22 protein-coding genes are annotated in these 20,893 nt (G+C 72.5%); 18 read left to right on the forward strand and 4 right to left on the reverse strand.

From position 1 onward, the window contains the following. Positions 1 to 81: 81 nt before the first annotated feature. Together ACWEQG_RS08545 and ACWEQG_RS08550 are read left to right on the forward strand one after the other, a co-directional pair. Positions 82 to 978, forward strand: coding sequence for a hypothetical protein (locus ACWEQG_RS08545; RefSeq protein WP_452283011.1), 897 nt, complete (start codon positions 82 to 84; stop codon positions 976 to 978). After that, positions 975 to 2,429 carry an NADH-ubiquinone oxidoreductase-F iron-sulfur binding region domain-containing protein gene (locus ACWEQG_RS08550; RefSeq protein WP_452283014.1) on the forward strand — a complete coding sequence of 485 codons (1,455 nt, stop codon included), beginning with the start codon at positions 975 to 977 and terminating at the stop codon, positions 2,427 to 2,429. The genes ACWEQG_RS08545 and ACWEQG_RS08550 overlap by 4 nt, the downstream gene beginning before the upstream one ends. A 33-nt stretch (positions 2,430 to 2,462) precedes the next feature. Here ACWEQG_RS08550 and ACWEQG_RS08555 read toward each other — a convergent pair whose 3' ends face one another. Then, the gene (locus tag ACWEQG_RS08555; protein WP_452283016.1) at positions 2,463 to 3,422 is read right to left on the reverse strand and encodes a PLP-dependent cysteine synthase family protein; all 960 of its coding nucleotides are present in this window, start codon (positions 3,420 to 3,422) and stop codon (positions 2,463 to 2,465) included. A gap of 120 nt (positions 3,423 to 3,542) precedes the next feature. Between ACWEQG_RS08555 and ACWEQG_RS08560 the strand changes: the two genes are divergently transcribed. Together ACWEQG_RS08560 and ACWEQG_RS08565 are read left to right on the forward strand one after the other, a co-directional pair. Then, positions 3,543 to 4,217, forward strand: a complete 675-nt coding sequence (locus ACWEQG_RS08560) for a winged helix-turn-helix transcriptional regulator (protein ID WP_452283018.1) — start codon at positions 3,543 to 3,545, stop codon at positions 4,215 to 4,217. Between the two features lie 107 nt (positions 4,218 to 4,324). Continuing rightward, entirely contained in the window at positions 4,325 to 5,785 is a 1,461-nt protein-coding gene (locus ACWEQG_RS08565) for an FAD-binding oxidoreductase (protein ID WP_452283020.1), read from the forward strand. A 7-nt stretch (positions 5,786 to 5,792) separates the two neighbouring features. Here the strand turns inward: ACWEQG_RS08565 and ACWEQG_RS08570 are convergent, their stop codons facing one another. Then, complete coding sequence (locus ACWEQG_RS08570; RefSeq protein WP_452283022.1) at positions 5,793 to 6,365, reverse strand: TetR/AcrR family transcriptional regulator; 573 nt, start codon at positions 6,363 to 6,365, stop codon at positions 5,793 to 5,795. A gap of 47 nt (positions 6,366 to 6,412) precedes the next feature. Between ACWEQG_RS08570 and ACWEQG_RS08575 the strand changes: the two genes are divergently transcribed. The 7 genes from ACWEQG_RS08575 to ACWEQG_RS08605 all read left to right on the forward strand — a co-directional run bounded on the left by ACWEQG_RS08575 (position 6,413) and on the right by ACWEQG_RS08605 (position 12,836). Next, positions 6,413 to 7,579 (forward strand): serine hydrolase domain-containing protein, encoded by a 1,167-nt coding sequence (locus ACWEQG_RS08575; protein WP_452283024.1) that lies wholly within the window; start codon positions 6,413 to 6,415, stop codon positions 7,577 to 7,579. A 148-nt stretch (positions 7,580 to 7,727) separates the two neighbouring features. Next, the gene (locus ACWEQG_RS08580; protein ID WP_452283026.1) at positions 7,728 to 8,225 is read left to right on the forward strand and encodes a DUF2975 domain-containing protein; all 498 of its coding nucleotides are present in this window, start codon (positions 7,728 to 7,730) and stop codon (positions 8,223 to 8,225) included. Further along, positions 8,225 to 8,446, forward strand: a complete 222-nt coding sequence (locus ACWEQG_RS08585) for a helix-turn-helix domain-containing protein (RefSeq protein ID WP_452283028.1) — start codon at positions 8,225 to 8,227, stop codon at positions 8,444 to 8,446. The genes ACWEQG_RS08580 and ACWEQG_RS08585 overlap by 1 nt, the downstream gene beginning before the upstream one ends. Before the next feature lie 177 nt (positions 8,447 to 8,623). After that, positions 8,624 to 9,271 carry a hypothetical protein gene (locus ACWEQG_RS08590; protein ID WP_452283030.1) on the forward strand — a complete coding sequence of 216 codons (648 nt, stop codon included), beginning with the start codon at positions 8,624 to 8,626 and terminating at the stop codon, positions 9,269 to 9,271. A 3-nt stretch (positions 9,272 to 9,274) separates the two neighbouring features. Further along, positions 9,275 to 9,952 carry an ABC transporter ATP-binding protein gene (locus ACWEQG_RS08595; protein WP_452283031.1) on the forward strand — a complete coding sequence of 226 codons (678 nt, stop codon included), beginning with the start codon at positions 9,275 to 9,277 and terminating at the stop codon, positions 9,950 to 9,952. Beyond that, positions 9,949 to 10,752: an ABC transporter permease gene (locus ACWEQG_RS08600; protein WP_452283033.1), complete on the forward strand. Its 804-nt coding sequence runs from the start codon at positions 9,949 to 9,951 to the stop codon at positions 10,750 to 10,752. Before ACWEQG_RS08595 ends, ACWEQG_RS08600 begins: the two co-directional genes overlap by 4 nt. Then, positions 10,749 to 12,836 carry a polyprenyl synthetase family protein gene (locus tag ACWEQG_RS08605; protein ID WP_452283035.1) on the forward strand — a complete coding sequence of 696 codons (2,088 nt, stop codon included), beginning with the start codon at positions 10,749 to 10,751 and terminating at the stop codon, positions 12,834 to 12,836. The genes ACWEQG_RS08600 and ACWEQG_RS08605 overlap by 4 nt, the downstream gene beginning before the upstream one ends. 31 nt (positions 12,837 to 12,867) lie before the next feature. On the opposite strand, the gene ACWEQG_RS08610 is transcribed toward ACWEQG_RS08605, so the two are convergent. Then, on the reverse strand, positions 12,868 to 13,590 hold the full coding sequence (locus ACWEQG_RS08610) for a TetR/AcrR family transcriptional regulator (protein WP_452283037.1): 723 nt from the start codon (positions 13,588 to 13,590) through the stop codon (positions 12,868 to 12,870). Positions 13,591 to 13,675: 85 nt separating this feature from the next. Here ACWEQG_RS08610 and ACWEQG_RS08615 point away from each other — a divergent pair, with 85 nt between their 5' ends. The 5 genes from ACWEQG_RS08615 to ACWEQG_RS08635 all read left to right on the forward strand — a co-directional run bounded on the left by ACWEQG_RS08615 (position 13,676) and on the right by ACWEQG_RS08635 (position 18,300). Further along, positions 13,676 to 14,515, forward strand: a complete 840-nt coding sequence (locus ACWEQG_RS08615) for an NAD(P)H-binding protein (RefSeq protein WP_452283038.1) — start codon at positions 13,676 to 13,678, stop codon at positions 14,513 to 14,515. 62 nt (positions 14,516 to 14,577) lie between these two features. Then, complete coding sequence (locus ACWEQG_RS08620; protein WP_452283040.1) at positions 14,578 to 15,285, forward strand: GNAT family N-acetyltransferase; 708 nt, start codon at positions 14,578 to 14,580, stop codon at positions 15,283 to 15,285. 97 nt (positions 15,286 to 15,382) lie between these two features. Then, positions 15,383 to 15,811 carry a hypothetical protein gene (locus ACWEQG_RS08625; protein ID WP_452283042.1) on the forward strand — a complete coding sequence of 143 codons (429 nt, stop codon included), beginning with the start codon at positions 15,383 to 15,385 and terminating at the stop codon, positions 15,809 to 15,811. 125 nt (positions 15,812 to 15,936) lie between these two features. Continuing rightward, positions 15,937 to 17,460 (forward strand): hypothetical protein, encoded by a 1,524-nt coding sequence (locus ACWEQG_RS08630; RefSeq protein ID WP_452283044.1) that lies wholly within the window; start codon positions 15,937 to 15,939, stop codon positions 17,458 to 17,460. Between the two features lie 276 nt (positions 17,461 to 17,736). Then, complete coding sequence (locus ACWEQG_RS08635; RefSeq protein ID WP_452283046.1) at positions 17,737 to 18,300, forward strand: hypothetical protein; 564 nt, start codon at positions 17,737 to 17,739, stop codon at positions 18,298 to 18,300. A 16-nt stretch (positions 18,301 to 18,316) separates the two neighbouring features. On the opposite strand, the gene ACWEQG_RS08640 is transcribed toward ACWEQG_RS08635, so the two are convergent. Next, complete coding sequence (locus ACWEQG_RS08640) at positions 18,317 to 18,994, reverse strand: TetR/AcrR family transcriptional regulator (RefSeq protein WP_452283048.1); 678 nt, start codon at positions 18,992 to 18,994, stop codon at positions 18,317 to 18,319. A 102-nt stretch (positions 18,995 to 19,096) separates the two neighbouring features. On the opposite strand from ACWEQG_RS08640, the gene ACWEQG_RS08645 reads away from it, so the two are divergent. Beyond that, the gene (locus tag ACWEQG_RS08645; RefSeq protein WP_452283050.1) at positions 19,097 to 20,059 is read left to right on the forward strand and encodes an NAD(P)-dependent alcohol dehydrogenase; all 963 of its coding nucleotides are present in this window, start codon (positions 19,097 to 19,099) and stop codon (positions 20,057 to 20,059) included. A 138-nt stretch (positions 20,060 to 20,197) separates the two neighbouring features. Next, a complete protein-coding gene (locus ACWEQG_RS08650; protein WP_452283052.1) occupies positions 20,198 to 20,887 on the forward strand; it encodes an alpha/beta fold hydrolase in 690 nt (229 codons plus the stop codon). Positions 20,888 to 20,893 lie beyond the last annotated feature (6 nt).

Raw genomic sequence — 20,893 nt, forward strand, 5'->3', positions numbered from 1 at the left:
TTCCCCGTCCGGTCCTTCGCAGACCACCCCCCGCCCGAGGACGGGGAACGGCACCCCGCTTCGAGCCAGACGGAGGAATCAGTGCCCAACAGACGGGCTCCCCGGCACACCCGGCCGGACTCCGGCCTCGACCTGGAAAGACGCGGCGTACGGATCGGCCTCGGCGCCGTGGTCACCCTGGTCGTCACCGGAGGGCTCGCCGCCACGCGGACCAGCGGCGGCGCTGTGTTCCTGGCCGAGGCCCAGTCGTTCCTCACGTTCTACGCCGGGGTCTTCTCGCTCGTCGGCCTCACGACGACGGTCGCCCTCGGCCTGGCCGCGACCGACCGCGTCGTCCTGCCGATCTCCCAGCGGGTGCGGGTCCAGCTCGTGCACCGCGCCATGGCGCTGCTCGGCGTCGGCTTCCTGATCGTGCACATCGGCATGAAGATCGCCGCCGGGCTGGTGCCGCCGTACGGGTCGGTGATCCCTTCCACCGACGTCTACGTGTCGCTGGGAGCCGTGGCCTCGGACCTGTTCGTCGTCATCGTCGCGACCGGCGTGATGCGCGGCAGGTTCGCCCAGGCGGAGCGGCCCTGGCTGTGGCGGGGCCTGCACGACCTCGCCTACCTCGCCTGGCCCGTGGCGATCCTGCACGGGCTGACCGCCGGCCGGGCCGCCGCCCCCTGGGTGACCCTCAGCTACGTCGCCTGCCTGGCGGCGGTCGGCGCCGCCCTGCTGATCCGCCTCGCCGCCGCCACCCGGCCCGCCCGGCAGTCCGCGACCGACGAGTGGGCCACCGAGCGGACCACCGGGTGGACCGCAGAGCGGAGCGCCGGCCGTACGGCGCGCGAGGACCTCGGCGCGCCGCGATCGGTGCGACGGCAGCGGCGGGCGCCGCGTGAGGCCGCCGTCCTCGGCCGCACCGGCACCGATCCCCTCGACGTCCTCGACACTCCTGCCACCCCCCAGGAACCCCGCCTCCGGAGGATCGTGTGATTCCCTACCGCGTCTCCCACATCCGGCGGATCGGCCCGGCCCGGCTCACCGCCGGGCTGGACGACCACCGCAGGCTCGACCTGAACGCGCACTACAGATTCCACGACCGGCTCCCGGCCCAGACCGTGGACACGCTCGTCTCCATGGCCGAGGAGGCGGACCTGCGGGGCCGGGGCGGGGCCGCGTTCCCGTTCGCGCGCAAGCTGCGCGCCGTCGCCTCCCGCGCCCGCGACGGCGAGACCGTCGTGCTGGTGAACGCCGCCGAGGGCGAGCCCGCCAGCCTGAAGGACAAGACCCTGCTCACCCGGGCGCCCCACCTGGTGCTGGAGGGCGCCCTGCTCGCGGCCAGCGCGCTCGGCGCACGGGAGGTGGTGATCGCGGTCGGCGCCGGTGAGCTGGCCGAGGCCTCGGTCACCGCCGCCGTCGCCGAGCGCGGCCTGACCGGGCTGGTCCGGGTCGCGGGCATCCAGGAGCGGTTCGTCTCCGGGGAGGGCGGCGCGCTGGTCCGCGCGGTCAACGGCGAGGCGGGCCTGCCCCCGGGACGCAGGGTCCGCTCCAGCGACAGCGGGGTGCGCGGGCTGCCCACGCTGCTGTCGAACACCGAGACCTTCGCCCAGCTCGCCGTGCTCGCCGAGCTGGGACCGGAGGAGTACGCCGCGGTCGGCACCGTGCAGGAGCCGGGGACGATCCTGCTGACGGTCGGCGGCGCGGTGACCACCCCCGCGGTCGTGGAGGTCGCGCCGGGCGTGCCGCTGGCCGACGTGCTGACCCTCTGCGGAGCCAAGCTCGGCGACGGGCTGCTGCTCGGCGGCTACCACGGCACGTGGATGGCCGCCGAGGACGCGTACGGCGCGATCCTGTCCCGGCGCGGCGCGAAGGAGGCGGGCGGCGAGCTGGGCGCGGGCATCGTCGTGGTCCTGGGCGAGGACACCTGCCCGCTCGGTGAGACGGCGCGGGTGGCGGGCTACCTCGCCGCGCAGTCGGCCGGGCAGTGCGGGCCGTGCCGCCTCGGCCTGCCGGAGCTCGCGCGGGCCTGCCGTCAGCTGCAGGACGGCGACCCCGACGGCCCCGGCCTCGTCCGCCGGGCCGCCGCCGCCGTGAAGGGCCGCGGCGCCTGCTTCCACCCGGACGGCTCGGCCAGGTTCGTGCTGTCGGCCCTGGACGCGTTCGCCGAGGACGTGGAGGAGCACCGCTTCCACGGCGGCTGCGGGCGCGCCACGAAGGGCCTGCTGCCCCTGCCGGTCGAGGACGCGCGGGACGCCAGGCTCGTCGTCGACTGGACCCGCTGCCAGGGCCACGGCCTGTGCGCGCACCTCGTGCCCGAGCTGGTCAAGCTCGACCGCCACGGCTTCCCGGTGTTCATGGACACCGGCGTCCCCTCCTGGCTGCTCGGCGAGGCGCAGAAGGCCGTGGAGATGTGCCCCGCGCTCGCCCTGCGGATAGGAGCGTAGTCCGGCATGGCGGGCATTCGCCGAGATGCACGATCACGGTTCATCGCGAAGTGTGACGCGCCGGCGCCGGTACACGTCGGTGCCGAGGTATTTCAGCCCCGAGTCCACGAGCAGGGTGACGACTCTGGCGCGTGGCCCGAGGCGCCGCCCGACCTGGATCGCGGCGAGGACGTTCGCGCCGGACGAGGTTCCGGCGAACAACCCCTCCTCCCTGGCCAGGCGCCTGGCCATCTCCTCGGCGTCGTCGGTGGAGATCGAGATGACTTCGTCCACCAGGTCGGGATTCCACATGGGCGGCGGGTAGCCGATGCCGATGCCCTCGATGCGGTGGGCGCCGGGCCGGGAACCGGACAGCACGGCCGACTCGGCCGGTTCAACCGCTATGACCCGAAGCTCTGGGTTGCGGCGCTTGAGCGGGGCACTCGCTCCGCGCAGCGAGGCCGCCGTGCCGACCGACTGGACGAACGCGTCGAGCCGCCCACCCGACTGCGCCCAGATCTCCTCGCCCATCGCGTGGTAGCCGGCGATGCTGTCGGTGTTGGTGAGCTGGTCGGTCCAGTAGGTGCCCGGCCGGCGGCTGAGCTCCCCGGCGGTCTCGATCATGCTGAGGATCAGCGACTTCGTGATCAGTCCTCCCTCACTGGGGATGAGGGTGAGCTCCGCGCCGAACGCCGCCATCTGGATGAGCTTGTCCTCGCTGAAGGCGTCCGAGCTGACGATACGCAGGCGATATCCCTTCACCGCGCAGACCAGGGCGAGGGAGGCGCCGGTGCTGCCACCCGTGTATTCGACGACGGTGTCGCCGGGGCTCAGCCGCCCGTCGTCCTCGGCCCTGGCGATCATCGCCTGCGCCATGCGGTCCTTCATGCTGCCCGTGGGGTTCCGGCCTTCGATCTTGACGAAGATCTCCGCGCACCCGGGCGGCACGACGCCGCGCAGCCTCACGAGCGGAGTGTCTCCGATCGTTTCCAGTACGCCCCCGCCGATACTCATCGCCGCCGGTCCTTTCGTCGATGCCCGCACTCACGGCTCCGATCGTTGAACCTGTGCGCCGCCCCCGACAGTTCAATTTCTGAACCCCCAGGCTCCGGCATCCGTGCCTACCATGCACCCGTGAACGGATACGGCCAGTTCTGCGCGGTCGCGCGCGCTCTGGAACTTCTGGGCGAACGCTGGACGCTGCTGATCGTGCGGGAGCTACTGCTCGGCGCGTCGAGCTTCACCGACATCCGCCGGGGCCTGCCCCGCATCCCGCGGGCGACGCTGGCCGCACGGCTGCGCGCCCTGCGCGCCGCGGGCATCCTCGACGATTACCGGCTCACCGAGGCGGGCGCCGCCCTGGCTCCGGTGGTACGGGAACTCGCGCGATGGGCGGTCGCCACCGACAGCGTCGCCCTCACCGAGGACGATCTCGACACCGCCGCGTTGACCTGGGACATGCGACGCCGCGTGAACCCCGCCGCGTTGCCGGAGCGCACCGTCGTGCTCGCGATCGAGTTCACCGACCGTCCGCCGGCCGACCGCAGATACTGGCTGCACCTGTCCAGGACGAGCGTTGATCTGTGCCGGCAGGACATCGGAGCTCCCGTCGACGTCTGGCTCTGCGCGCCGACCGCGGCGGCGACCCGGTGGTGGCTCGGCGACCTCTCCTGGGCGCAACTGCTGCGGCAGCCGGGCGTACGGGTCGACGGCGACCGGACGCTGCAGCGCCAGATGCACCGCTGGTTCGATCGCTATGTGTTCACTCCGGAGACCCTCGGCCTGCGGCAGGCGTCCCCTTCCGGTTGAACGACGGTCGGCTGCCGAGGATGGGGACGTGGTGATAGCAATGTGACCAACCAGACCGGATCCGCAGGCGTCTCAACGAGGTAGATCACCACCTCGGGAGTACGACCATGATCGACAGACGGAGTTTCCTTCGATTCTCGGCGCTGGCCGGGGCCGGCGCGTTCGCGGGCACGGCTTTCGCGCCCGCGGGTCCCCGTCCCGCCGACTGGTCCGCGCTCGGCCGGGGGCTGGACGGCAGACTGATCCGCCCCGGCGACGCGTCGTACGACAACGCGCGCCGCGTGTTCAACTCGGCCTTCGACTCCGTACGGCCGTCCGGGGTGGCCTACTGCAAAACGGCGGCGGACGTCTCGGAGTGCCTGGCGTTCGCCCGGCGCTACGGCGTGCCGGTGACCTCGCGGTCGGGCGGCCACAGCTACGCGGGCTGGTCCACGGGCAGCGGCCTCGTGATCGACGTGTCGCCGATGAGCGGCGTGTCGTATTCGGGCGGCCACGCCACGGTCGGTGCCGGGGCGCGGCTGGTCGACGTGTACGCCAAGCTGGCCGCGCACGGCGTCAGCATCCCGGCGGGCTCCTGCCCGACGGTCGGGGTGGCCGGGCTCACGCTGGGCGGCGGCATCGGCGTGGTGTCGCGGCAGTACGGCCTGACCTGCGACGTGCTGGAGTCGCTGAAGGTCGTCACGGCGGACGGGAAGGTGCTCACCTGCTCGCCGGGCTCGCACCCGGATCTCTACTGGGCCTCGCGCGGCGGCGGTGGCGGCAACTTCGGCGTGGCGACGTCGTTCACGTTCCGGACGCATCCGACGCGTTCGGTGACCCTGTTCTTCCTGCACTGGCCCTGGTCGAAGGCCGCGGCCGTGCTGAAGGCGTGGCAGGCGTGGGCGCCCGCCGCGCCCGACGCGATGTGGTCCAACTGCCACCTCGGCCACGACCCGTCGCCCGACGTGATGGTCGGCGGGCTGTATCTCGGCGGCAAGGCGGCGTGCGAGAACCTTCTGCAGAAGCTCGTCGACCGCGTCGGCTCCGGCCCCTCGAACCGGTACGTCGCGGTCTCGGCGTACGACCACGCGATGATGGTGGAGGCGGGCTGCGCGTCGATGTCCGTGGCCCAGTGCCACCGCCCCGGCACCCTGCCGAGCCAGAACCCGAGCGGCAGGCTCGTCCGCGACTCGTTCTCGGCCAAGTCGCACTTCGCCTACACCCCGCTGTCGTCCGCCGGGATCAAGGCGCTGCTGGCCCAGGTCGCCGCGCCGGGACGGCACACCGTGATGCTCGACGCGATGGGCGGCGCCATCGGCCGCGTCCGCCCCGACGCCACCGCGTTCCCGCACCGCAAGGCGCTGTTCAGCGTGCAGTACTTCTCGCACTTCGGCGGCGCCGCCGCCTGGGCCCGGGCCGCCCACGCCGCCATGCGGCCCTACTTCGGCGACCACGCGTACGTGAACTACGTCGACCCCGAGCTCAAGAACTGGCGGCAGCAGTACTACGGCGCCAACGCCGCCCGTCTGGCCCAGGTCAAGGCGGCGTACGACCCCGGTCGCCTGTTCCGCCTCCCCCAGGGCGTCTGAGAACGGGTCATGCGGTGCGGAAGGGCTCGATTCCGGCGGTCACGAACGTGGCCAGGGCGCGTACGTCCTCGTCGAGCACGCCGGGCGGGTGGTGGGCGAAGCGCTGCGACGCCTGCCCGGCCGCCATGCCGAGCACGGTGGTGGTGACGATGCGTTCGAGCCGCTCGACGTGGTCGCCGCCGACGCCCGCCTGACGGAGCAGCTCGTGGATGTGCGCGCGCACCTCGCGGGCGGCCGCTGAGGCCGCCGGCCTGCTGAGCAGCAGGGTGAACGCCGCCGGATGCCGGGACGCCACCGCCCGCGCACGGTCGGCTGTCCGGACGAGCGCGTCCAGCCAGGCGTCGCGCCCGGCGGCCGGCTCCGGCGCCGGCACGTCGTCCATGATCTCAGCCATCAGCAGCTCGACGATGCCGTCGAGCAGATCGGCCTTGTTCGCGACATGCCGGTAGAGCGCCATCGGCGTCACCGCCAGTCGTCTGGCGACCGCGTGCATGCTCACGGACGCGACGCCGTCGGCGTCGGCGACGTCGAGCGCGGCAGCCAGGATCGCCGCCCGGTCGATCGTCTTCGGGCGTGGCATCCGGTACCTCCCACCATCATTGAATGTATATGGCATAAACTTACGCTGTGCGACCGCATGTCCGCCGCGTGCCGCGGCACACCGCCTGGATCCTCCCCCTGTCCGTCGTCGCGCTCGTCACGGTGTTCCTGCTGATCATGGCCGGCGGCGACGCCACGTACGCCGTGCGGGTGCTGGTGCGCCAGGACTCGGGCATCACCGACGTCGAGTGGAAGAAGCACAGCTCGGTGCACGCGGCCACCACGCCCCGGCCGTGGCAGGCGACCGGCGACTGCCCGATCCGCGACTCGCTGCCCAGCCGGAACGCGCAGAGCATCGTCGTCGTGCACGACGGCCGGCTTGTGTGCGAGTGGTACGGCAACGGCGGGGCACCCGATCGCCCGGCCGCCGCGTTCTCGGTGTCCAAGACGGTGATCTCGTTGCTCGTGTCCCGGGCCGTCGCGGACGGCACGATCTCCGGACTCGGCATGCCCGTCACCCGGGTCGCGCCCGAACTGCACGCCAGGGATGCCCGGTTCTCCGCCGTCACCCTGGGCGATCTGATCGACATGCGCTCCGGCATCGCCTTCTCCGACGACATCTCGTTTCCCTGGGTCAACCGGGACTATCCGTCGGTCTACTACGCGACCGACCTGGCCGCGACGATCGTCCGGCGGCCGGAGATCGCGAGCCCGCCGGGCTCGTTCACCTACAACGACTACGCGCCCAACCTCGTCGGCCTCGCGTATCGGCGACTGACCGGCACGCCGCTCACAGGGCAGCCGCTGCAACGCCTGTGGGACGACCTGGGCGCGGAGCATCCCGCCGAATGGTGCGTCGACGACCACGGATTCCCCTACCACGAGAGCGGCCTCGTGGTGACCGCCCGCGACCTGGCCAAAATCGGTCAGCTCGTGCTCGACGGGGGCCGGGTCGCCGGCCGCCGGGTGGCGCCCCGGGCGTTCCTCGACCGCAGCCTCGACCCGGCCGGCCGCGAACCGGTGACCACCTTCGCCGGCATCCGCGTCGGATATCGCAACGGCTGGTGGATCCTCCCCCGGGGCGACGGCGGACGCGACCTCGCCGCGATGGGCGCACACGGTCAGATCATGGTGGTGTCCCCGGCCACCGGGACGGTGATCGTCCGCATGGGCGACGACTACCGGACCAACATCCAGATCGCCGCCACCCTCCAGAACCTCGCCGACCGGCTGGCGTCCGCCACTCCCGCATAATCGGCTTCCCGGGTCCGGCGAACGCCGCCCAGCGCGTACGGCACCGGGAGACCCTGTGGCGCGCTCATCCAGCGGCGGCGAGGACACACCTTGCCTTGCCTATCGAATATCGATAGATTTTTATCGTGCTTCGATGGAAGGAGAGGCGATGAAAAGACTGACGGTGCTCGCGTTGCGGGCCGTGCTCGTGGCGCTGCTCGCGGGCTCGGTGTTGGTGCAGACGGTGATGGTGCCGCTGCTGGCCTCCGACCTGGAGGGGCTCGACCCGGAGTACGCGTACCTGCGCTTCCCGTTCCTCGCGATCATCGTGCTGGGCGTCGTGACGGTCGAGGTCGTCCTGGTCTGCGTCTGGCGGCTGGTGACGATGGTGCGGCGCGACACGGTGTTCTCCCACGCCGCCTTCCGCTACGTGGACGTCGTGATCGGCGCGTTCGTGGCGGCCGCCCTCCTGATCTTCGCGCTCGGGTTCCTCCTGGCGCCGGGCGAGGCCGTTCCCCCGGGCGTGGTCCTCCTGGTCGGCGGGGTCGGCGTGGCGGCCCTCGGGGTCGCGCTCGTCGTGCTCGTGCTGCGGATGCTGCTCAACCAGGCCGTCGCCCGCGACGTCGAGGCGGCGCAGATGCAGGCCGAGCTGGACGAAGTGATCTGATGCCGATCATCGTCGACATCGATGTGATGCTGGCCAAGCGGAAGATGTCCGTGGGCGAGCTCGCGGACCGCGTCGGGATCACGCCCGCCAACCTGGCGGTGCTCAAGAACGGCCGCGCCAAGGCGGTGCGCTTCACGACGCTCGCCGCGCTCTGCGAGGCGCTCGACTGCCAGCCGGGAGACCTGCTGCGCTGGGAGTCCGACACCTCCGCGAACGCCTGAGCCGGCCCTTTCGCGGCTCCCTGACGTTCGAGCCTTGACTAGATGTCGTCCGGCAGCAGCCGGACGTACCGGTGCCACAAGGGGCGCTCCCGCGGGTCGGGCGCGTCGACTCACCACCCTCGTCGTCGCCGATTGTGATAGGTAAATTACTGTCGGCAACCAGTCGGGGGGACAACCATGAGCGTTTCTCGATCTCGTACGTACCTGGCCTGTGGTCTCGGCGCCGCGGGAGCGGCCGTGCTGGGCCTGGCCCTGACGGTCGTCCCGTCGGTGGCCGAGGGCGCCTCGGGCGGCGGTGCGCGCACCAGGCCGGTCGCCGACCCATCGCCGAAGCAGCCGGGCGGCCACACCGTGCTGACCTGCGCGGTGAGCACCAGCGCCAGCCAGCCGATCACCAGCGACCCGGCCGTGGGCAAGGATGCCCGCACGGTGACCGCCAGAGGGGTTCTGACGCTCACCGGCTGCGCGTCCCCCGACGGCAGTTTCCCCAACATCCGCTCGGGGACGGCCACCCTCCAGGGCAGCGCGCAGGCGTCCTGCACCGGCGTGCAGAATGTCACCGGCGTGGGCGACATCGCGTGGAAGGACGCCCAGGGGCAGTCGCTGGGCGGCTCCACGATCCGCCCCAACCTCGACGCGATCAACGCGTACAACCCGGGTGACATGATGCTGGTCGGCGAGGTCACCGACGGGAAGATGAAGGGCAAGCGGATCGCCGGGAAGGCGGCTCCCACGTCGGACGTCAGCCAGTGCTCGAGCAAGGGCGTGAGCAGCGTCCAGGGCAGCGGCACGGTCGCCTTCATCGCCGTCGACGCGCCGAAGTAGTCGATGCCGTCGGAGGAGCCCGTGCTGCGGGTGCGGGACGTGCGGAAGGTCTACCGGGGCGGCCCGGTCCTGTGTGGAGTGGATCTCGACCTGCCGCCCGGCCGGGTGATGGGGATCGTCGGGGAGAACGGCGCGGGCAAGACCACGCTGCTGCGCGTCCTCGCCGGCGACCTGCGGCCGGACGGCGGGTCCGTGCGCCACAACGGGCGCGTGGGTCACTGCCCGCAGGAGACGGTGCTGCACGACGCGTTCACGGTCGAGCAGCACCTGCGGTTCTTCCAGGTCGCCTACGGCCTGGAAGACCTGCGCGGGGCCGAGGGGCTGATGGAGGCGCTGCGGTTCTCCGGCTCCCGCCGGGCCCGCCCCGCCACCCTGAGCGGCGGCACGCGGCAGAAGCTGAACCTCGTCCTGGCCCTGATGCACGACCCGGACGTGCTCCTGCTCGACGAGCCCTACCAGGGCTTCGACTGGGAGACGTACGTGCGGTTCTGGGACCTGGCCGAGGACCTGCGCGCGCGTGGCCGCTCGGTGCTGGTGGTCTCCCACCTCGCGTACGACGCGGCGCGGCTCGACAGCCTGCATCGGCTGGAGGGCGGCGTGCTGCGGGTCGCGGACAGGGTGACGGACAGGGCCACGGACAGGGGCACGGACAGGATCGCGGACAGGACCGGTGCCTTATGAGGGGTTACTGGACCTGTTACGCCACCGCCGTGCGCATGACGTTCGTGGAGCACCTGCGCAACCGGCTGGCACTGGTGATCGTCGTGGTCTTCATCCCGGTGTGGGCGATCCTCATCTACGCCCTGTCCCTGGAGATCGCGCTCCCCTTCCACCTCCGGGCCGCCGGCCGGACCGTCACCCTTCCGGCCAACGTCCTCAACCAGCTCGCCGGGGCGCTGCAGATCTCGGCGCTGATCACCGGGTTCATGATGTTCGTGACCACCCTGGACTCGGCGTCCTTCGACCGCCGGCTGGTGCGGGCCGGTTTCCCTCGGCTGTGCCTGATCGCGGCGAAGCTCACCGCCCTGGTGGTGGTCGCGCTCTGCGTCGCGCTGTACGCGACCGGCCTGATCTGCCTGACCCACCCCACCGCGCAGCCCCTGCTGCTGACCGCCGCCCTCGCCGGTGGAGCGCTGATCTACGGAGGGATCGGCATCGCGCTCGCCGCGGTGCTGACCACCGATCTGGCCGGTCTGGTCCTCGTCACCGTGATCTGCTCGATCGACCTGGCCCTGCAGAGCCCGCTCGCCACTCCGGCCGCGGCCAGCGTCGTCGTGCGCTACCTGCCCGACTACGGGCCGATGCAGTGGGCCGTCTCGTCCGTGGCCCTGGACACGGTGCCCTGGAGCGCCGCGGGCCCGGCCGCGTGCTGGGCACTGGTCACGGCGGCCCTCGGCGTCTCCGCGTTCGCTGCCCGTACGCGTGTCCACCGGCCGCTCGGTGAGCCGGCGTCCGTGAGTCCCGTCAGGAGCCACCCATGACAACGCAGTCCTTCCCCGCAGTGGAGTCCGACCTGGGACGGGTGCGGGAGATCCTCGGTTTGACCGGGGTGGCGGGCCGGCCCGAGCTGGCCACGCTGACCAGGCAGCCGCCGGGCGGCCACGGCCGCCTGATCCGGCCCACCCTGGCGCTGCTGTCGTACTACCTGCTCGCCGGTGCGGACCGGGCCGCCGGCGTCCGGGCCGTACGGGCCGCGGCGGCCGTCGAGTTGCTGCACATGGCGTCCCTCTACCACGACGACGTCATCGACGACGCGCGGCAGCGCAGGGGCAGGCCGAGCGTCAACAGCGTGTGGGGCGCGCGCATGGCGGTCCTCGCCGGTGACCTCCTGGTGGTCAACGGCAGCCGGATCCTCGCCGAGCTGGGTGAACGCGAGGCACTGCTGGCCGCGGAGGCAGGCGAACGCGCCTGCTCGGGCGTGATCGCCGAGACCGCCGACCGCTTCCTGCTCTCCCGCACCGAGGAGGCCTACCTGGAGGTGACCGGCGCCAAGACCGCCGAGCTGCTGTCCCTGGCCTGCCGTCTGGGCGCCATGCAGGCCGGGCGGGGTCCGGAGGAGGAGGACGCGCTCGGACGGTTCGGCTGGCACCTCGGCATGGCCTATCAGGTGCGCGACGACATCCTCGACCTGACCGCGACGGCCGGGAGTCTCGGGAAACCGGCCAACTCCGACATCGTGGAGGGCGTCTACACGCTCCCCGTGATCAGGGCCCTGGCCCGCGAGCCCGCGCTCGCCCGGCTGCTGCGCCGCGATCTGACGGCGGCCGAGGCCGAGACCGCCCGCCGCCTGGTCCTGTCCTGCGGGGCGGTGGACGAGGCCCGGCAGGTCGTCGACGTTCACATGGAGGCGGCTCTCGGCCGGCTCGAGGGCCTCGGCGATCCGCGCTCACGGGACGCGCTGGCCGGTTACGCGCTGTCGATCATGAACACGGGCGGGCCGGCCGGGCCTGCTCTCGTCACCGTGCCCGCGCCGTCCCCCGCGCCGTCCCCCGCCCCGGCAGGCGTCGCCGGGCAGCTGCGCGAGCGGGTGCAGGAGCGGCTGGACGCCTGGGTACTGGAGACCGGGCTCGCCGCCACACCGGAGGAGGCCCGCCATCCGCGGTGGAGCGGCATGGCGTCGGCCGCCGCGCGGTTGTGGCCGGACGCCGACGCCGGGCAGGTCGAGACGCTGGGCCGGTGGATGCTGGTGTGCTACGTGCTCGACGACCTCTTGGAGGACCCCGAGCTCACCGACTCCGGGGAGGTCGTCCGGCTGCGGCACCGGCTCACCGTTCTCATCCGCGAACTCCGCGAACTCCGCGAACTCGACGAACTCGACGAACTCGACGAACTCCGCGAACTCGACGAGCTCGGTCGGCGTGGCGACGCCCCGGGGGCGGGTGGGGCGGTCGCCACCGCTCTCGCCCAGGCGTGGGCGGGGATCCGCGTCACGCAGCCACCCTCGTGGCGGGCGCGCGCACTCGACCACCTCGCCGAATGGCTGGAGGCGTGCGAGCGCGAGGCGTGCCATCGGCTCAGCGGGTTCGTCCCCAGCCTGCGCGACCAGCTCCCGCTGCGCCTGCGCAGCGCCGGGCCCGACCTCGCCCTGGACCTCTTCGAGGTGACGTACGGCAGGCGGATCGACCCGGCCGTACGCGACCATCCGCTCTTCCGCCGGGCGCTCGACCTGGGGCTGGCCACCGCGCTCACCGAGAACGACCTGCGGACCCTGGAGCAGGACGAGGCCATCGGCGCCCCCTACAACCTGGTCAGGGTGCTCCGCCACGAGACCGGCTGCACCCGGCAGGAGGCGATCGAGGAGGTGACCCGGCAGGTCGAGGACGGCCACGCCCAGCTCGACGCCATGCTCGCCGCCGCCCCCGCGTTCCTGCGGGCCGCCGCGGGCGGCACGGCCTCCGGGCCGGACTTCGGTCTCCTGCACCTCGTCCAGGAGCGGCTGCCCGGTTGGCGCGGTCTGCACGGCACCGACCGCTACAGCCGTACGGCGACCGGAAGCGGACCCGACCTGGCCCGGCTGCGCCGGGAACTCCTGCTCGATCGCGTCGAGGCCGGTGCGGCACGCTGACGCCGCCTTAGCGAGCGCTTCCGCCGAGATCTCAGCCGGATCGGTCCGTGGCGAGGCGGTCGAGCCACTCGCCGAGCACGTGGCGTTCACCGTCGGTTAGAGCCGTGGCGTCGGGCAGCGCGGCGCGCAGTGCCATCGCCGCGGCGGCGGGTCCGGGGGTCTCGACCACGGGGACGTCGGTGGTGATGGCGGCGATCGCCGCGTCGCGGGCCACCTCGGACAGGCGCGGGTCGCGCCGTTCCTCCGGCATGGCGAGCAGCGCGAAGACCGTGCCGCAGCCGGCGGCGTGCACGAGGTCCGCCGCCAGGCGCTCGCCGACCCTCAACCGGCCGGCGGCGGCGATGGCGCGGATGCGCTCCCCCAGCACGCGGAAGGCGGCGACGGCGGCGGGCGACTGCCGTCCCGGCGTGGGATCGCCGTACATGAGCGAGAACAAGGCGGGGTTCGCCAGCCCGAACCCGACGTGCAGGTCCCATCCGGCGCGCAGCCCTTCGACCGGGTCGTCGGCGGGCGGGCGCGCCTTCTTGTCCCGCAGGTAGGAGTCGAAGCCATACTCGGCGACCGCGTCGAGCAGGCCCTCCTTGTCGCCGAACAGGCGGTAGATCGTGGGTGCCTGCGTCCCCGCCGCGGCGGCCACCGCCCTGGTCGAGAGGGCGTCGCGCCCGCCGCTCGCGAGCAGCCGCGCCGCGACCGACACGATGTGCGCCCGCGTCCTGTCGCGGCCGCTCGCCGTCTCACTCTCAGGGTCGCTCATGCTTCCAACGATAGCAGCATGTTGCTATCGCTGAATTTCCAGTGTTAGCGTGCACTCGATATCAGCGATAGCAATGGAGTGAATCGTGATCATCATTACCGGAGCGACCGGTCAGCTCGGGCGCGGCGTCGTCGAGCGGTTGCTAGCACGCGTTCCCGCCGACCGGATCGGCGTCAGCGTCCGCGACGCTTCGCGAGCCGAGGACCTCGCCCAGCGCGGCATCCGCGTACGGCAGGGCGACTTCGACGACCCCGCGGGCCTGGCGCACGCGTTCGAGGGCGCGTCGCAGGTGCTCGTCGTCTCCGGCCCGGCCGACGCCCGCCCGCACCGTACGGCGATCGAGGCGGCCAAGGCGGCGGGAGCCGGGCGGATCCTCTACACCAGCCACATGGGCGCGAGCCCGGCCTCCCCCTTCGGCCCGATGCCGTCCCACGCCGAGACGGAGCAGGACCTGCGCGCATGCGGGGTGGCGTTCACCGCGCTGCGCAACGGCTTCTACGCGACCACCGCGCTCCACTTCGTGCGGCAAGCGTTGGAGACCGGCACGCTCGTCGCGCCCGAGGACGGCCCGGTCTCCTGGACCGCCCACGCCGACCTCGCCGAGGCGGCCGCCGTCGCCCTGACCGAGGAGGGCCGGCTCGACGGGGTCACGCCGCCGCTGACCGGCCCCGAGTCGCTCGACCTCGCGGACGTCGCCGCGATCGCCTCCGACCTGACGGGCCGCGAGATCACCCGCGTCACCGTCCCCGACGACGAGTGGGTCGCGGGCATGGTGGCGCGCGGCGTGCCCGAGCAGCAGGCCCGGTTCCTGCTGGGCATGTTCGAGGCCAGTCGTCAGGGGGAGTTCGCCGAGGTCGGCCCGGCGCTCGGCGACCTGCTCGGCCGTAAGCCGGCCACGCTCCGCGAGGTGCTCGCGAACCGATAAAAGGGTTGCCGTGCGGACCGGACCGCGCGACCCTTCGGCCTATGGGCGAGGAGCGGCGGAGATTGACCGACGCCGAGGGCGTCTCGGTGATGAGCTACCGGGAAGGCGTCCGTGACGGCCTTCCCTGGGCCTACGCGATCGAGGACATCGGCCCGGACGCCGCCGCCGTGATCATGTCACGGCTCGGGGGCTGGGCCGTCTCCGCGCCGGTCGAGCTCGGCCGGCAACTGGTGGAGCGGGGTGCCCGGCTGCAGCGGCACGCCACCGGGATGCGGTGTGACCTGCCGATCTCCCGGCCGGTGGAGAGCGCCGCGCTCGACGGCTTCCGGCTGGTGCCCTGCGACCGGGCGCCCGCCGACATCTTCCCCGCGTGGTTCGCGGCCTACCCGCCCGGCCATCCCGACCACCGTCCCCGGAATCCTGAGAAGGCCCTTGAGGAGGAGCTCGTTCCGCTGCTCACCGGCGAGGAGATCGGCCCGCTGCTTCCGTGCAGCGTGCTCGCCGTACGGGACGGCTCTCCCGGCGAGGTGGTGGGCGGCGTCCTCGTCAACGACTCCGAGCGAGGGCCGTGGATCGCGGACGTGTTCCGGCACCCGGAGCGGTCGCCGCGGGGTCTCGGCGCGCTCATGCTGACGGCCACCCTGGTCCGCGCCGGTGCGGATGGTCTGCCCGGCCTCGGCCTGGTGGTCACCGAGGGCAACCCCGCCCGCCATCTGTACGAGCGGCTCGGCTTCCGGGTGGTCGACGAGGGCATGACGGTCCTGATCTGAACCGGGCGGCCTCGTTCCACCGATCGATTTCCAGACATCCGGCGACCTCGTCAAGGCCAGATATACAGTGTCATTGGATCTTGTAAGGAGGCCGGGAATGCTCGAATGGCTGGCAGCGGCGGTCGCGGCGGGCGGAACCGCGGTGGTGCAGGCCGCGGGCACGGACGCCTGGGTGATCGTGCGGCAGCGGGTGGCGAAGGTGCTCAGCCGCGACGATCCCCAACGTGAGCAGGCGGAACTGATGCGGCTGGATCAGACCGCGACGGACCTCGCCACGCTCGCCCCGGAGGAAGCGGCGCTGGTACGGGCGCGGCAGGAGGCGGCCTGGGCGGCCCGGTTCGAGATGCTGCTGGAGAGTCTCGGCGAGGCCGAACGCGAACGGGTCGCCCGCGAACTGAACGACATCGCCGACCAGGCTCGTCAGGCGTCGGTGGGGGGAGTGTCGGGGAACGACTTCCACGGACCGACCGCGTTCCAGGTCGGAAACGGCAACCGGCAGGACAACCACTTCGGGCCGGGGGCATGACCCGCGACGCCGAGCCGGGAAGAGACGAGCCGGGAAGAGACGGAGTATCGGGAAACGTCTTCCACGGCCCGGCCCCCTTCCAGCTCGGCGATCGCAACGTCCAGATCAATCACATCCACCACCCGGTGCCGCGGCGTCGGCCGCTGGTCCTCGCGGGTGCGGCGGTCACGACCCGGGAGGAACTGGCCGCCGCCATCCGCGGCGACTGGGCGGCCGCGAGGCGTCAGTTCTTCGAGGGCGCGGGCACAACCGGCACGCCCTCGGACGGGTGGCTCGGCCTTCTCGCCTGGCTGCGCGAGCTCGACGGTCTCACCGCCGACGACCTGGCCGCCCAGATCGAACTCATCGATCATCGGCTGAGGGACGACGGACTCCCGGCCGACCTCAAACTGCTTCACCTGCTGGGCTGGCTGGATCCGCAGGGCGAAGCCGTCTGGCGAGGAACGGTCGTGACCCCGGAGTCGCTTTCCGAGGCATGCAGGATCGGCCGTCTGCGAGAAAGCGGTCCAGAGTGGGAGCTCTACCGCGACCTCTGCGAGGGCGGCTTGCTGGACGCCCTCGCCGGCTTCGCCGGCCTGAGCGCGTTGCGGGGAACGCAGCGGGCATGGGACGAGACCTGGCGTTCCTGGCGGCGGTTGGCGGCTCAGGTTCCCGGACTGCCGCCGGAGGCCCGGGAGTGGGCCGAGAGCGGGGCACGCGGGCTGCTGCTGGCGGCTCTTCTGCCCTACCCGGAGCGCACGACGTGGTTGCGCGCCGGCTGCGAGCGCGTGACGCCTCCCCCCACGGGTGAGGTCGGTTGGTACGACTGGTTGCGCGCACGGGACGGCGGCTCCGACACCCCTGTCGGGTGGCTCGTGCGCGCCGACTTCACCGCTTTCGCCGCGGCGCAGGCGGAACAGCAGCGTCACCAGGCGGCCGCCGACCTGCAGCGCCAGCGGATGTCGACCGCGCTGGACGCCGCCTCAGCCCTGCGCGACCGGCAGTGGGCCGACTACGAGCGCCGCCGACTCTCGCCCGCCGCCCGATCGGAAGCGGCCGTCCGCGCGGCGCTGTGGCTCGGGGCCTGGGGCGCGGCCACGATCCCGCTGCCCTGGATCATGTGGGGCGTGGCTCGTCCGGACATCGCCGGGGCGGTGTCCTGGTATGTCGTCGCGCTGACCCTGGCGGCGTACGCGGGCTGCCTCCCGCGGGTCGTACGGCTCGGCGCGGCGTACCAGCCTCCGCTGCGGCGTGTGCGGGCGTGGATCGAGGAGGCCCGGGCCGATCCCGCGAGCGTCCGGAGGGGCCTGATCAGGGCCGGCAGCGTCGCCGGAGCCGTCCTGATCCTCGGGGTGCTCGTGCACGACATCGGCTCCATCGTGACGACGGTTCTCTTCATGCCCCTGCTGGCCGCGGTGTTCTACTTCGCCCGCATCGGGGCGCTGCGCGACTGGGCGGACGAGCATCGGGAACGCCTGCGGGACTACCAGTCCAGGCGGGCCGGATCCGGCGGCATCCCGCACGACATCGCCCAGGGCGTGCGATCGCCGTCGGCCAGAGTCCGGGCCGACGCCTACCAGGCGTACCTGCGGCAGTTCACCGGCCTCGGCCACAACGGGCAGGACGAGGACCCGGAGAACGGCCCCCGCGACCGCTCATCGGACCGCTGATTGGGGCGTGACGCGGAACGCGCGCCGTGCAGCAGCTCGCCGGCCGCGCCTCGGATGGAGGCGTCGGCCGCGTCCGGGCCCCTTGCCGGGCGAGGGCGCCGAAACTTTCATCGGCCGCGATCGCCCACCAGCGTGTCCACGCCGCCCGCACCGCCGAGGATGGCCGCCGGGAGACGGCGAACCTACGATGACGTCGCGCCCCGAGATCATGCCTGCACGCGGGGACCAGAGCACATCCTGCACGGTCGATGCACAAGGCACTGACAGGAGACGCGAATGGCTCAGCGCGGTGAACCGTACGGCGGGAACCGGCGCGGACGGCTCGCGGGCCGATCGATGATCCTGGGAGCGCTCGTCGCGGCGGCGATCGGCCTCAGTCCGGCGGCGGCCCACGCCGACACCTGGCGGACGGCGACCTCCACGGCGTGGGGCCAGACCCAGTCCACGGCGTCGGCGGCGGCCCAGGCGAACGCCCGTAGCGCTCTCAGCAGCCTGGCCGCTCAGCTGGGGGAGGTCTGCACGAACGTGACCTCGTCGGCCAGTCTCCAGTACACCGTGCCCAGCGGAGGCGGCTACGTGTACGGCGGGACGGCGACCGGTCTGTGCGCGCCGGCGTCTCCGTCTCCCTACACCGTGCCGCGCTCGGCGACGGGTCGCGGTCAGGGCAGCACGAGCTCGACGGCCACACAGAACGGCGCGGCAGCGGCCCGCGCCGCCATCCTCGCGGCGGGCGGCGACTGCACCGGCTATCAGACGACCGGCGTGACCACCGTGTACGCGACTCCGGACAGCAGCTGGTACATCTACGACGTCACGGTGTCCGCGCTCTGCGTGCAGTAGCGCGATCACGCTCGTCTCAGCCCCTGGCGGTGCGCTGTCTCCGGGAGCCGTCGGCCGCGATCGGGAAACCGCGCAGCGACAAAGCACTCGGCGGAGGCAGCGCCCCGTGAGCCGCCTCGGCGCGGAACGACTGGAGCAGGTACGCCACCAGGCGCCGGGACGCGGCAGCGTCATGCGGCAGCGCGGTGACCAGACCGCAGTGGGACAACACGGCCACGGCGAGGTCGGACGGGTGGAAATCGGCCCGTAGCGCACCCGCCGCCTGGGCTCTGCGGACCAGGGTCATGAGGTCCCGCTCAGCCCGTTCCCGGGCCTGGGTGTGTTCCGCCGTGCTGTCCGGGAAGGCCGCGACGAACGCCGCCGGGAAGCCCTGCTCCTGCCGCTGGAGCTCGCAGATCGTCTCGAACAGCCGCTGGAAGCCCCGCCAGGGGTCGGGGTCGGCCAGCGCCTCGGTGAGCGCTCGGACGCAGGTCTCCATCTGCTGCGCGAACGCGGCCCGCACCAGGGCGTCGCGGGTCGGGAAACGCCGGTAGAGCGTCGCCACGCCGACCCCGGCCCGCCGGGCCACGGTCGCCATGGGCGCGTCGATCCCGTGCTCGGCGAAGACCGCACGGGCGGCGACGAGGATGCGGTCCAGGTTGCGCCGGGCGTCGGCCCGCAGCCCCGGGTCGGCGATCCGAGAGGATTCCTCCACCACTGTTTCTCACTTCCGGTCTAAACGGACGGTGGCGTCCACTTATGAGCCTACGCTCGGGCCGAATCCCCCATACGTCCACTGGCGGCGAAGGTGAGAACGATGGACGACCGCATGATGAGAGCCGTGCTTTTCGATCGCTACGGCGGCCCCGAGGTGCTGTACGTGGGCCGCGTGCCACGCCCCGAACCGGCGCCCGGCGAGGTGCTCGTACGGGTGCGCGCGTTCAGCGTCAACGGCGGCGAAACGGCGGCCCGTTCCGGCAGCCTCCGTCTCCTCACCGGGCGGAGGTTCCCGCAACGCGTCGGGCTGGACTTCACCGGCGAGGTCGCCGCGCTCGGCGCCGGCACGACGGACGTCGCGGTCGGCGACCGGGTGTGGGGCATCGTGGGCCGCACCGGATTCGGCACCGCCGCCGAGTATGTGACCGTCCGGGCCGGGCGGCTCGGCCGCGTCCCGGACGGGCTGGATCTCGTGGAAGCCGCCGCACTGCCGGTGGCGACCACGGCCATCACGGCGCTGCGCGACAAGGCCGGACTGCGCCCCGGCGAACGACTGCTCGTACGCGGCGCGGCGGGCGGCGTCGGCAACGCCGCCGTCCAGCTCGGACGGGCCTATGGCGCCGAGGTCACGGCCCTGGCCCGCGCCGCCAACCTCGACTTCGTCCGTACGCTCGGCGCCCACCACGCCGTCGACCACCGGACCGTCTCGCCGGAGGAACTGGGCCGGTTCGACGTGGTCCTCGACACCGCGGGCACCGATCTGCGGGCCTTCCGGCGCCTGCTGGCACCCGGCGGCCGCATGGTCGCCATCGCCTTCGACCTGACGCGGCTGGCCTCCTCGCTCGGCTACATCGCCGCCAGCGCCGTACACGGACGCGGCCGGGTGCGCTTCTTCAGCGGCAACCCCAAACGGGCGCTCTTCGACGACCTCGCCCGCGAGGTGGCGGAGGGGAGGATGCGCCCCGCGGTGGACACGTGCTTCCCGCTGGAGGAGACGGCGGCGGCACACCGGGCGCTGGAGGCGGGCGGGGTGCGGGGCAAGTACGTTGTCAGGGTCGACTGATGGCGGTCTCCGTGACGGCCGGCGCAGGAAGGCCGGCGCCGCTGCGCTGACTCACTTCTCTGCGGAGCCGGAGCCGCGGAGGCGAGCGCGGACGGTACGCCGTACGAGTAGATCGGCAACTTGAGAGGATTCTGTCTGATGGCGACTTACGTGTTGATCCACGCCGCGGCGGTCGATTCCTGGTACTGGGGACCGCTCTCGGCCGCCCTGCGAGACCGGGGCCACGATGTGGTGGCGCCGGACCTGCCGTGTGATCAGGAGTCGGCCGGGCTCGCGGAGTACGCGGACACGGTGGTCGAGGCGATCGGCGGGCGCACCGGTCTGGTCGTCGTCGCCCACTCGTTCGGTGGGTTCACCGGCCCGCTGGTGTGTGACCGGGTGCCTGCCGACCTGCTCGTGATGCTCCAGGCTCAGATCCCGGCTCCTGCCGAATCGCCCGGCGAATGGTGGGGCAACACCGGCTACTGGGCGGCACGGGAGGAAGCCGACCGGCGCCGAGGCGCCCCGGGCGGCACGGAGGAGGACACGTTTTCCCTCGTGCTGCACGACACCCCGGCAGACCTGGCCGCCGAGTTCGTAGCCCGACACCAGCGGCACCAGGCGCCTACCCCATTCGGCAAGCCGTGGCCGCTGGCCTCCTGGCCGGACGTGCCGACCAGGTTCCTGCTGGCCGCCGGCGACCGCTTCTTCCCGGCCGAGTTCATGCGCGGGATCGTCACCGAGCGTCTCGGTTTTCAACCGGACGAAATGCCTGGTGATCACTGTCCGATGCTCGGTCACCCGAAGGAACTGGCCGACCGCCTTGAGGCGTACCGCACCGGGCTCTGACCAGGG

The organism is Microbispora sp. NPDC004025, from assembly GCF_053604425.1.